9 protein-coding genes are annotated in these 12035 nt (G+C 72.4%); 1 reads left to right on the plus strand and 8 read right to left on the minus strand.

What is annotated here, in order from left to right; all coding sequences use genetic code 11:
• Positions 1 to 19: 19 nt before the first annotated feature.
• The 8 genes from HUT06_RS38230 to HUT06_RS38265 form a co-directional block, all read right to left on the minus strand.
• Positions 20 to 1294: a thymidine phosphorylase gene (locus tag HUT06_RS38230; RefSeq protein WP_176200172.1), complete on the minus strand. Its 1275-nt coding sequence runs from the start codon at positions 1292 to 1294 to the stop codon at positions 20 to 22.
• Positions 1295 to 1297: 3 nt separating this feature from the next.
• Positions 1298 to 1702, minus strand: coding sequence for a cytidine deaminase (locus tag HUT06_RS38235; protein WP_176200173.1), 405 nt, complete (start codon positions 1700 to 1702; stop codon positions 1298 to 1300).
• A 93-nt stretch (positions 1703 to 1795) separates the two neighbouring features.
• Entirely contained in the window at positions 1796 to 3151 is a 1356-nt protein-coding gene (locus tag HUT06_RS38240; RefSeq protein WP_176200174.1) for an ABC transporter permease, read from the minus strand.
• Entirely contained in the window at positions 3148 to 4485 is a 1338-nt protein-coding gene (locus tag HUT06_RS38245; RefSeq protein ID WP_254715607.1) for an ABC transporter permease, read from the minus strand. Before HUT06_RS38245 ends, HUT06_RS38240 begins: the two co-directional genes overlap by 4 nt.
• Positions 4482 to 6020 carry an ABC transporter ATP-binding protein gene (locus HUT06_RS38250; protein ID WP_176200175.1) on the minus strand — a complete coding sequence of 513 codons (1539 nt, stop codon included), beginning with the start codon at positions 6018 to 6020 and terminating at the stop codon, positions 4482 to 4484. The genes HUT06_RS38245 and HUT06_RS38250 overlap by 4 nt, the downstream gene beginning before the upstream one ends.
• A 182-nt stretch (positions 6021 to 6202) precedes the next feature.
• Positions 6203 to 7231, minus strand: a complete 1029-nt coding sequence (locus HUT06_RS38255) for a BMP family protein (RefSeq protein WP_254715608.1) — start codon at positions 7229 to 7231, stop codon at positions 6203 to 6205.
• A 195-nt stretch (positions 7232 to 7426) separates the two neighbouring features.
• Positions 7427 to 8674 (minus strand): amidohydrolase, encoded by a 1248-nt coding sequence (locus tag HUT06_RS38260; RefSeq protein ID WP_254715834.1) that lies wholly within the window; start codon positions 8672 to 8674, stop codon positions 7427 to 7429.
• Positions 8675 to 9092: 418 nt separating this feature from the next.
• Positions 9093 to 10259: a glutamate--cysteine ligase gene (locus tag HUT06_RS38265; RefSeq protein ID WP_176200176.1), complete on the minus strand. Its 1167-nt coding sequence runs from the start codon at positions 10257 to 10259 to the stop codon at positions 9093 to 9095.
• A gap of 484 nt (positions 10260 to 10743) precedes the next feature.
• On the opposite strand from HUT06_RS38265, the gene HUT06_RS38270 reads away from it, so the two are divergent.
• Positions 10744 to 12024: a D-alanyl-D-alanine carboxypeptidase family protein gene (locus HUT06_RS38270; protein ID WP_254715609.1), complete on the plus strand. Its 1281-nt coding sequence runs from the start codon at positions 10744 to 10746 to the stop codon at positions 12022 to 12024.
• The last annotated feature ends 11 nt before the right edge of the window (positions 12025 to 12035 follow it).

Consider the following 12035-nt stretch of genomic DNA (forward strand, 5'->3'; position numbering starts at 1 on the left):
GACGGCCGGGGCCGCAGCGTCAGGCGATCCGGTCGATGATCAGCGGATGCGGGGACGCGGCTCCGCCGTCCTCGATCTCGTAGGCGCCGTCCAGGGACTCCAGGGCGCGGGCGAAGCGGGCCTCGTCGTCGCCGTGCAGGGTCAGGAGCGGCTGCCCCGCACTGACCGTGTCGCCCGGCTTGGCGTGGCAGATCACGCCCGCGCCGAAGGAGACCGGGTCCTCCTTGCGGGCCCGGCCGGCGCCGAGCCGCCACGCCGCGACGCCCACCCCGTAGGCGTCCAGGCGGGTCAGGACGCCGCCGGCCGGCGCGGTGACCGTGTGGGTCTCGCGGGCGGACGGCAGCGGCGCGTCCGGGTCGCCGCCCTGGGCGGTGATCATGCGGCGCCAGACGTCCATGGCGGAGCCGTCCTTCAGCGCGTCCGCCGGGTCCCTGCCCGCGATCCCGGCGGCGGCGAGCATCTCGCGGGCCAGGGTCAGGGTCAGCTCCACCACGTCGGACGGGCCGCCGCCCGCGAGCACCTCCACCGACTCGGCGACCTCGACCGCGTTGCCGACCGCGTTGCCGAGCGGCCGGTCCATGGCGGTGAGCAGCGCGACCGTGCGCAGCCCGTGGTCGGTGCCGATCGCGACCATCGTCTCGGCCAGCTCGCGGGCGTTCTCGACCGTCTTCATGAACGCGCCGGAGCCGACCTTGACGTCCAGGACGAGCGCGCCCGTCCCCTCCGCGATCTTCTTCGACATGATCGAGGACGCGATCAGCGGGATCGACTCCACCGTGCCGGTCACGTCGCGCAGCGCGTACAGCTTGCGGTCGGCGGGGGCCAGGCCGCTGCCCGCAGCGCAGATCACCGCGCCCGCCGAGCGCAGCACGTCCAGCATCTCGGCGTTCGACAGCGACGCCTTCCAGCCGGGGATCGACTCCAGCTTGTCCAGCGTGCCGCCGGTGTGGCCGAGGCCCCGGCCGGACAGCTGCGGGACGGCCGCGCCGCACGCCGCCACCAGCGGCGCCAGCGGCAGCGTGATCTTGTCGCCGACGCCGCCGGTGGAGTGCTTGTCGGTGGTCGGGCGGTCCAGCGCCGACCAGTCCATCCGCTCCCCGGAGCGGATCATCGCCTCCGTCCACCGCGCCACCTCGGCCCGGGTCATGCCGTTCAGCAGGACCGCCATCGCGAGCGCCGACATCTGCTCCTCGGCGATCGCGCCCCGCGTGTAGGCGTCCACCGCCCAGTCGATCTGCGCGGGGGTCAGCGCCCCGCCGTCGCGCTTGGCGCGGATGACGTCAATGGCGTCCACGGATCACGCTCTCTCGATCAAATCGTCGGGGCCGAAGGCGTCCGGGAGGACGTCCGACATGGGCTGGACGCCGCGGACGGTCTCCAGCAGCATCGGCGCGCCGCCGTGCTCCCAGAGGAGCTGCCGGCAGCGCCCGCACGGCATCACCGGGTCGCCGTGCTTGTCGACGACCGACACCGCGACGAGGCGGGGCCGCTCCCCCTTGCCGGGGCCGTGCAGCGCCGACACGAGCGAGCACTCGGCGCAGAGCCCGACCCCGTACGAGGCGTTCTCGACATTGCACCCGGTGATGATCCGGCCGTCGTCCACCAGCGCGGCGGCGCCGACCGGGAACCCCGAGTACGGGCAGTACGCGCGCGTCATCGCCTCCCGCGCGGCAGTGCGCAGGCCAGGCCAGTCGATCTCCATACCCCTACCTTTCTGGGGGGACGACCCCCCAAACCCCCCGCAGGGCGGTGACCGGTGTCCTCCACTCCGCTGGCGCTCCGTTCCGGCCACCGGTCACCGTGCCTCGCCCCGCCGGTACCGGACGCCGTTGGCGGCGGGCATGCGGAGGCGTTGGCTGGCCAGGGCCAGGACGAGGAGCGTCGTCAGGTGCGGGGTGAAGGAGACCAGCTCACCGGGGACGATCTCGCTCATCAGGAACCAGACGAGCAGCCCGGCCGCCGCCACCAGCGACAGCACCGCGCCGAGGTAGGCGTTGCGGACCTCGCGGCGGGCGAGGTCGGTGGTCACCCGGCCGCGCAGCCGGTTCGCCCGCAGCGCCTGCCAGACCGCGACGGCGATCAGCAGGATCGCGACGAACAGCAGCAGCGCGTGGACGGCCTGCCCGCCGCCGCGCACGTTCATCGCGTCGGTGTAGCCGAACAGCAGCGAGCCCGCGGCGAGCCCGCCCGGCCGCCAGTTGCCGAAGATCATGGCGGCGAGGCCGATGAAGCCGCGGCCGTTGGTCTGGCCGTCCTGGTAGAGCGGGGCGGCGACGGTGACGAGGAACGCGCCGGCGAGGCCGGAGAACCCGCCCGAGATGATCACGGCGGCGTACTTCATCCGGTACACCTGCACGCCGAGCGACTCGGCCGCGTACGGGTCCTCGCCGCAGGAGCGGATGCGCAGGCCGAACGGGGTCCGCCACAGGATCACGAAGCTCAGCGGGACGAGCAGCAGCGCCACCAGCGTCAGCAGCGACATGTCGCTGGTCAGCCCGCGGGTGATGCCGGCGAGGTCCGACAGCAGGAACCAGTGCCGGTCCTCCAGCGAGCCGAGCCAGTCGGGGCTCTGCCAGCCGCCGACCTTGCCGCCGGACAGCACCGGCAGCGTCAGCGTCATGATCGGATCGACCGGCGGGGACTGCCGGGGGCCGCCGCCGAGCGCCTTCGCCTCCCCGGTGTCGAAGATCAGCCCGGCCAGGAACTGGGTCAGGCCCAGCCCGAGGATGTTGATCGCGACACCGGACACGATGTGGTCGACGCCGAACGACACGGTCGCGATGGCGTGCAGCAGCCCGCCGAGCGCGCCGCCGATGATCCCGGCGAGGACGCCGATCCACGGGCCCCACTGGTAGCCGGCCCAGGCGCCCGTCCAGGTGCCGAGGATCATCATGCCCTCAAGACCGATGTTGATCACCCCGGACCGCTCCGACCAGAGCCCGCCGAGACCGGCCAGGAAGATCGGCACGGCGAGGCGCAGCGCGGCGCTGACCGTCCCGCTGGAGGTCACCGGGTTGGCGTCGTCGATGACGCGGACCAGCGACAGCAGCACCAGCAGCCCGGAGATGATCAGTAGGTAGTGCGGCCAGCGCAGCCGGATCTTGCCCTTGGCGGCCTTCACGGTGGCCACCGCATCGGTCGCGGCGCTCATGAGGCGCTCCCAGCGGCCTCGCGGGCCAGGTCGTGGCCGGTGGCCAGTTCGGCGGCGACGGCCCGCTGCTGCAGCCGGATCTCCCAGCGCCGGACGAGCTCGTACACGATGACGACGGTCAGCACGACCACGCCCTGCATGACCCCGACGATCTCCTTCGGCACGTCGACCTCCTGGAGCACGTCGGAGGTCTGGTCGAGGAACGCGAACAGCAGCGCGGCGAGCGCGATGCCGGCCGGATGGTTGCGCCCGAGCAGCGCCACCGTGATGCCGGTGAAGCCGAGCCCGGCCGGGAAGTTCAGCGAGTACTCATAGGACGCGCCGAGCAGCTCCGGCATGCCGATCAGGCCGGCCACCACGCCGGACGCGATCATCGTGTAGACGATCATGCGGCGGGCGTTGACGCCGCTGGCCTGCGCGGCGGACGCCGACAGCCCCGACACCCTCAGGTCGAAGCCGAACCGGGTGTAGTTGATCACGACCCAGAACACGATCCCGACGAGGACCGCGAGCGGCAGCAGCCCGTACACGTCGCCGGGCAGGTCGATGCCGATCGAGGACAGGAAGCCGTTCAGCGACCCGACCCGTCCCGACTCGGGGATCTGCGCGGTCGCGACGTTGTTGCTGCCCGGCCGCACCTCGGCGAGCCGCTTGTCGTTCAGCAGGTAGGCGATGACGCCGGTCGCGATCGCGTTCAGCATGATCGTGGACAGCACCTCGCTGACCCCGCGGGTCACCTTCAGCACGCCCGCGATCGCGGCCCACAGCCCGCCGACCACCATCGCCGCGACGATCACCAGCAGCTGGCCGAGCGGCGCGGGCAGCGCGACCGCGCCGCCGAGGGCGGCGGCGAGGAACGCGGCGATCCGGTACTGGCCGTCCACGCCGATGTTCAGCAGCGCCATCCGGAAGCCGATCGCCACCGCGACCGCCGACAGGTAGTACCGGGTCGCGCGGTTGAGGATGTCGACGATCGAGTTCTCGGTGGTGCCGTAGTCGACCATGCTCTGGATCGAGCTGATCGGGTCGGCGCCGGTGACCCGCAGCAGGATCATCGTGATGCCGAGCGAGATCAGCAGCGCCAGCACCGGCGCGCCGATCTTCAGGCCGAGCCCGGTCGGGCCCATCCCGCGCAGGATCGCCTTCCACGCCGGCACCGGCTCCGGGACGCCCTTGCCGGCGTCCTCCGGGGCGGCGGGCGGCGCGTCCTTCGGCGTCTCCTCGGCGGACTCGGCGCGCTCCGCGGGCTCCGCGGGCTCCGCGGGCTTCGCGGGCTCGGGGGCCTCGGGGGGTTCGCCGTCGCCCGGGGGCGTCGGGTCCTTCGGCCCGCTCATGAGGCGCCGCCGGCGCCGGTCATCGCGGAGCCGAGCTCCTCGGGGGTGACGGTCCGCGGATCGACCTCCGCGACCAGCCGGCCCCGCAGGATCACGTGCAGGGTGTCGGACATACCGATGAGTTCCTCAAGATCGGCGCTGATCAGCAGCACGGCCAGCCCGTCCGCGCGGGCCTGCCGCAGGTAGTCCCAGATGGCGGCCTGGGCGCCGACGTCGATGCCGCGCGTCGGGTGCGCGGCGATCAGCAGGTGCGGGTCGCCGGACATCTCCCGGCCGACGATGAGCTTCTGCTGGTTGCCGCCCGACAGCGCGGCGGCGGGCACCTCGATGCCCGGTGTCCGGACGTCGTACTCGCGGACGATCCGGGTGGTGTCGCGGCGGGCGCCGCGCCGGTCCGTCCAGGGGCCGCGGACGTTCGGCCTGCGGGTCTGGTGGCCGAGCATCCGGTTCTCCCAGAGCGTCCCCTCCAGGATGAGCCCGTGCCGGTGCCGGTCCTCCGGGATGTAGGCGATGCCGGCCTCGCGGCGCCGCCGGGTCGCCCAGTGCGCGATGTCGTCGCCGCCGTACACGATCGTGCCGGTGTCGGCGTGCCGGATGCCCATGATCGCTTCGATGAGCTCGGTCTGCCCGTTGCCCTCGACCCCGGCCAGCCCGACGATCTCCCCGCGCCGGATGCGCAACGACACGTCGTCCACCACGGGACGGCCCTCGGAGGTCAGCACCGTCAGCCCGCCGATGTCCAGCTGGACGTCCTCGGTGACGGTCGACTCGCGCAGCTCGGGGGTGGGCAGCTCGGACCCGACCATCAGCTCGGCGAGCCGCCGGGAGGTGACCCCGGCGGGGTCGAGCCGGGTCGCGACGGTGGTGCCGCGCCGGATCACCGAGATGGTGTCGGCGACGGCGAGCACCTCGTCCAGCTTGTGCGAGATGAACAGCACGGTGAGGCCCTCGGCGCGCAGCTCCCGCAGGTTGCCGAACAGCTCGTCGACCTCCTGCGGGACGAGCACCGCGGTCGGCTCGTCCAGGATCAGCACGCGGGCGCCCCGGTACAGCACCTTGAGGATCTCCACGCGCTGCCGCTCGCCGACGCCGAGGTCCTCCACCAGCGTGTCGGGGTCGACGCGCAGCCCGTAGGCCCGCGCCATCTCCTTGATCTTGGCGCGGGCGGCGGCGAAGTCGATCCGGCCGCGCCGCCACCCCTTGCCGCGGGGCTCGGCGCCGAGGACCACGTTCTCCAGCACGGTCAGGTTGTCGGCCAGCTTGAAGTGCTGGTGGACCATGCCGATGCCGCGGCCGATCGCGTCGGCCGGGGTCCGGAAGGAGACCTGCTCGCCGTCGACCTCGATGGTGCCCTCGTCCGGCCGCTGCATCCCGTAGAGGATCTTCATCAGCGTGGACTTGCCGGCGCCGTTCTCGCCGCAGAGCGCGTGCACCTCGCCGCGCTCGATGGTGAGGTTGATGTCGCGGTTGGCCACCACTCCGGGGAACCGCTTGGTGATCGATGTCAGCCGCACGGCCGGCACCTGGTCAGGCACGAGTGCCCCTCCTGCCTCGAACGTGGACGGACGGCACCGCGGGCGCGGGACGGGGCCGGGGACACGCCGCCGCACCGGGGGCCGTCCGCCTGGACGGTCCCCGGTGCGCGGTCGCCGCCGGATGGCGCGGCCTCACGCCGCCACCGCGCGGGAAGGCGTCCCCGCGCTCCCCGGTCGCCGGCTCACGTGTCGGTCGGGACCTTGATCTCGCCGCTGACGATCTTGGCCTTGAACTCGTCCAGCTTGGCCTTGATGTCGTCGACGTTGCCGCCGGACGTCGCGTAGCCGACCCCGTCGTTCTTGAGGTCGTACGTCGTCGTGCCCGCCTTGAAGGTGCCCTTGGCGACGCTCTCGACGAAGTCGAACACCGAGAGGTCGACGTGCTTCACCATCGAGGTGAGGATGTGCTGCTTCACCCCGGCGACCGCGGGCTGGTTGTACTGGTCGGAGTCGACGCCGATGGCCCACTTGCCGGCCCCGCCGACGGTCTTGATGACGCCGATGCCGGCGCCGCCCGCGGCGTGGTAGATGACGTCCGCGCCCTGGTCGAGCTGGCCCTTGGCGGCCTCGTTGCCGAGGCTGGTGTCCTTGAAGCCGTTGTAGTTCGGCGGCTCGGTCAGGTACTTCGCCGGCAGGATCTTGATGCTCGGCTTGGCGGCCTTCGCGCCCGCCTCGTAGCCCGCCTGGAACTTGTGGATCAGCGGCACGTTGACGCCGCCGATGAACCCGATCGTGCCGGACTTGGACTTCAGCGCCGCGGCCGCGCCGACGAGGAACGAGCCCTGCTCCTCCGCGAAGCAGGCGCCGTGGACGTTCGCGCCGTCGACCTTGCACTGGTCGGCGTCGACGACGAGGAACTTGGTGTTCGGGAAGTCCTTGGCGACCTTGACGATCGAGGTGGTGTAGGCGAAGCCGACACCGATGATCGGGTTGTAGCCCTTGTTGGCGAGCAGCCGCAGGCGGGACTCCTTGTCGGAGTCCGGCTCGTCCGGCTTGGCCGAGATCTCCTCGGTCTGGACGTTGAGGTCCTTCTTGGCCTTGTCGAGGCCCGCGGCGGCCGAGTCGTTGAAGGACTGGTCGCCGCGGCCGCCGATGTCGAAGGCCAGACCGATCTTGAGGGTCTTCTTGCCGCCATCGTCGGCACCGTCACCGGTGTCCGCCTTCTTGCCGCCGCACGCGGAAGCGCTGAGCAGCAGCGCCGCACCCGTCACGCTGACGAGCGTAGTCTTCAGTCCACGGCGCAAGGTAGCGCTCCTTCCGTTCCCCACCCACGGTCCGGTGGCCGATGCGGTCACCGAAATCGATGGGACGCTACCTCGCTAAAGAGGGCAAACCTCCCGCCTGCACCGATTCGCAACAGGTCCGTTACCAATGCGTACGCATATCGCCACAGGTCAGCGGCGGGATCAGGCCAGGGCGGCACCTTCGATCCGCTCGGCGTCGCCGGGCCGGCCGCCCTCCCACAGGGCGGTCAGCGCGGTCGCGCTCAGCACCCGCAGGCCGACCGCGACGCACCGCTCGTCGACGTCGAAGTCGCCGCGGTGCAGGTCGTACTCGCCGGGCGAGCCGGGGGTGCGGACGCCGAGCCGGGCCAGCGCGCCGGGGATCGACTCCAGGTACCAGCCGAAGTCCTCGCCGCCGAGGCTCTGCGGGGTCGGCACGACGCCCTCCTCGTCCATGACCTGGGCGGCGGCGTCGCGGAACATCTGCACGCTGGCCGCCTCGTTCACGGTCGGCGGGACGCCCCGGACGTACTCCAGCGACGCCTCCACGTCGTAGGCGGCGGCGACCGACTGCAGCAGCGCCTTCATCATCTCCGGCGCGCGGTGCCACGCCTCGTCGTCCAGGCAGCGGACGGTGCCCTCGGCGATGCCGTCGTCCGGGATCGCGTTGGCGACGGACCCGGCCGACACCCGCCCCCACACCAGCGACAGGCTGGAGCGCGGGTCGACGCGCCGCGACAGCGCGGACGGCAGCTCGGTGACGATCTTGGCGAGCGCGTACACCAGGTCGGCGGTCAGGTGCGGCCGGGCGGTGTGCCCGCCGGGACCGGTGACCTTGACGTACACCTTGTCGCAGGCCGCGGTGATCGGGCCGGTGCGCAGCCCCAGCTGGCCGACCTCGATGCGCGGGTCGCAGTGCAGCGCGAACGCGCGGTCGACGCCCGCGATGCCGCCGGCCGCCATCACGTCCAGCGCCCCGCCGGGGGTCTCCTCGGCGGGCTGGAACAGCAGCCGGACCCGGCCCGGCAGCAGCCCAGCCTCGGCCTGCTGCGCCAGGAACAGGCCCGCGCCCAGCACCATCACGGTGTGGACGTCGTGGCCGCACGCGTGCGCGACGCCGGGGACGGTCGACCGGTACGGGACGCCCTCCTTCTCGTCCTGCAGCGGGAGCGCGTCGATGTCGGCCCGCAGCGCGACCGTGGTGCCGTCGGCGGGGCCGATGTCGCAGAACAGCCCGGTGCCCTTCGGCAGGATCACCGGGTCGAGGCCGGCGGCGCGCAGCCGCTCGGCGATCTTCGCGGTCGTGCGGTGCTCGGCGTAGCCCAGCTCGGGGTGCGCGTGCAGGTCGCGGCGGAAGGCGATCAGCTCGGCCTCGTGCGCGGCGAGGAAGGCGTCGAGCTCCGGCTGGAGGACGGCGCCGCCGAGGGGCACCGGCGCGGGCCTGGCCGCGTCGGCGGAGGCGGCGGGCGAGGCGGCGGCGTCGGGCATGGCGGTCGCGTCGGCGGGCGCGGCGGGTGCGGGCGCCGCGTCGCCGGGTGCCGCGGGCCCGGTCAGGCGGCCGGCGGCGCCGGCCTCCCGGTCCACGTGGTCCGCGGCGGTGGATGGTTCAAGACCGGGCATCACCCCGGGTCCCGGATGTGTCATCTGCGCCCCCTGCGCGACGGCGGTGCCGAACGGCGCCCGCCCGGTGGTGCTCCCGTTCTCGGGAACGTTCTCTGCTACCTGTTCGCTCTTCGGCCTCTTCGCGTTCACGGGTCCGGACGGGTTCGCGGGTCCGGCCTGGTCGGGGCGGCCGGAGGGGTTCGCCGGCCCGACCCGCTCGGCGGGACGGGCCGTCCGCTGCGGCCTGTCAGGCTCCGGCATGAACGACCTCCCCCAGTGTGACGAACCGGTCCTCCGCGAGCTCGGTGATCGCCGCGTCGACGATGTTCTCCAGCGTGCCGCCGGCGGCCCGGATCGCGCGCTGCCGCTCGTACGGGGCGCCGTGCTCCAGTACCTCGCTCGCGACCTTGAGCTCCTCGGCGCAGCCGAGCCGGTCGGCGACGGGCTCCAGCTCCCGGATCAGCTCGTACAGTTCGTCGCGCAGCGGCGCGGTGCTGCCGCGGTCGTCGGTGATCACGATCGCGTCCAGCCCGTATCTCGTCGCGCGCCACTTGTTGTCGCGCACCACCCAGGCGGCCGGGCGGGGCAGCGTGTAGCCCCGGTCGAGCTGCTGATCGAACAGCGTGACCAGGCTCTGGCACAGTGCCGCGGCCATCCCCACCTCGCGCATGGTGGGGATGCCGTCGAACATCCTGATCTCGATGGTGCCGAAGTCGGGATGCGGGCGGATGTCCCACCAGACCTCTTTGATGCTCCTTATGGTTCCCGAACGCATCAGCGTGGCCATGTAATCCTCGAAGGCCGCCCAGTCGTCTAGCAGGTGGGGCGGCCCCGCGGTCGGCATCTGGCCGAACACGACCGCCCGGCAGGACGCGAGGCCGGTGTCGCCGGCGCTCCAGAACGGGCTGGACGCGGTCAGGGCGAGGAAGTGCGGAAGGTAGGACGAGAGCGCGTTGATGATCGGGATGGCCTTCGCGCCGTCGGAGACGCCGACGTGGACGTGAACGCCGAAGGTCTGGATGCGGCGGGCCAGCCACTGCATCTCCTCGACGAGCTGGGCGTAGCGGCCCATGGGCGCCATCACGGCGTCCCGCCAGTCGCTGATCGGGTGGGTGCCGGTGCAGGCCAGCGCGATGCCCCGCTCGGCGGCGGCGCCGCGCAGCGCGGTCAGGGTGCCGGAGAGGTCGGCCTTGGCCTCGCCCACGGTGTCGCAGATGCCGGTCACGACCTCGACCATCGACTCCATCAGCTCGTGGCGGATCCGGGGATTGTCGCCGTCGAGGCTGAGCGCGGGCAGGGCGGCGAGCACCTCGCGTGCGTCCTGCCGCAGGTGCCTGGTCTCCGCATCGACCAGCTGGATCTCCCACTCGACGCCCAGCGTCGCGCCGTTCGATGCGTTGAAGTCAATGGCCACGGCCAACCTCCGTCCACAATCCTTGCAGGTCGTTGCGTGGCACGTGGCGCAATTCAGCCAGCGGGTCCCTAAGCCTGGACAAACGCCGGTCCAGGTCACGTGTTCGCTCCATGATGGCGCCCGTGCCCGCCACCCTGCCGGATGTCCATGCCCTTTGCGGATCAATTGACTCATGCGGGCGGGGGGCGGACCTTCACGGGTCCTACTTTCCGGTCATTGATCTTGTCCGGGACACCACTAGATCGAACTAGTCAGGCTGCCCAAAACTACCTTTCATGACGGACGGTAACCGGCAGCGGGCGTCCCTTACATACCGTCATATCACGTTTGCGTCATCCGTCGCTTCCGTACCGTGCTTGCCGCGTTCGCGGTCGGGTACCCCTTCGCCGGATACGTCGCCTACTCTTCGGGGGAAGTCATGGGCGCTGGCCGCCTGCGCGCCGGGAGCGACCGCGCTCCCACGGGACGAAGGAGCGTCGGGAGCTTGCGAGCTGAGCGACGAGGGCCGGCCGGCGTGCGCCGCGCCCTGACGGTGACCGTGATCCCGCTCGCGGCGGCCTCCGTCGCCGCCGCCCCCGTCCTGGCCGCGGCCCCCGCCACGGCCGCGCCGGCCGGGCCCGCCGCCCCGCCGGTCACCGCCGCGCCCGCCACTCCGGTGCCCGCGGCCGAGACCGTCGGCGGGCCGAAACTGGCCGGGCGCGGCGTCGTCGCGAACACGGCCCCCGGCGTGCCCGCGCTCCCCAAGATCAAGGCCGCCTCCTACCTGATCGCGGACGCCGACACCGGCGAGGTCCTCGCCGCCAAGGACCCGCACGGCCGCTACCTCCCGGCGAGCACGATCAAGACGCTGACCGCGCTGGCGCTGATCCCCAAGCTGGACGCGAACCGGCTCGTCCGCCCCTCGCAGAAGGCGTGCGACGTCGAGGGCACCAAGGTCGGGCTGACCCCCAAGATGCAGTACAAGATCTCCGACCTGTTCCACGCGATGCTGATGATGTCCGCCAACGACGCGGCGTACACGCTCGCGGAGGCGGACGGCGGGGTGCACAAGACCCTCGCCGACATGAACGCCGAGGCCAGGCGGATCAACGCCCACGACACCCTCGCCGGGTCGCCGAACGGGCTCGACCGCGACCTCGGGCTGGACGTCCGCACCCAGCACACCTCGGCCTACGACCTGGCGCTGATCCTGCGGGAGGGCATGAAGAACCCCGCCTACCGCGCGTACATGCAGGCCATCGACTTCAAGTTCCCGGCGCCGCCGACGAAGAAGGAGCGCAAGAAGGGCAAGAAGGTCGGCGGCTACCCGATCCACACCCACAACCACATGCTGGCGGGCGAGCGCCAGGCCTACCAGGGCATGCTCGGCGGCAAGAACGGCTACACGATCGCCGCCAGGCAGACGTTCGTCGCGGAGGCGCGGCGCGGCGGGCACACGATCCTGATCTCGCTGATGCGCGCGGACAAGCCGCCGTCCCCCTACGCGGCCAAGCTGCTGGACTGGGGGTTCGCCGCGCGCGGCAAGGTGGAGCCGGTGGGCGCGCTCGTCCCGCCCGGAAAGATCAAGCAGGCCCACCAGGACGCCGGTCCGGGCGGCGTGCTGCCGGACGGCCCGCTCGCCTCCGACGACTCGTCCCGCCGGTGGCTGCTGTTCGGCGGCGGCACGGCCGGCGCCCTGCTGGCGATCGCGGTGCTGTTCGTGGTGCTGCGCCGCCGTCGCCGCCTGGAGGCGGCCCGCTCCGCGCCCCGCGACACCGGCGGCTAGGCCAGGCCAGC

Origin of the sequence: Actinomadura sp. NAK00032 (genome assembly GCF_013364275.1) — a bacterium.
Lineage (GTDB): Bacteria > Actinomycetota > Actinomycetes > Streptosporangiales > Streptosporangiaceae > Spirillospora.

Bases quoted from the DNA above. Each gene is read 5' to 3' on its own strand.
- HUT06_RS38235 (WP_176200173.1), bottom strand. From the start codon at position 1,702: ATGGAGATCGACTGGCCTGGCCTGCGCACTGCCGCGCGGGAGGCGATG.
- HUT06_RS38240 (WP_176200174.1), bottom strand. From the start codon at position 3,151: ATGAGCGCCGCGACCGATGCGGTGGCCACCGTGAAGGCCGCCAAGGGC.
- HUT06_RS38245 (WP_254715607.1), bottom strand. From the start codon at position 4,485: ATGAGCGGGCCGAAGGACCCGACGCCCCCGGGCGACGGCGAACCCCCC.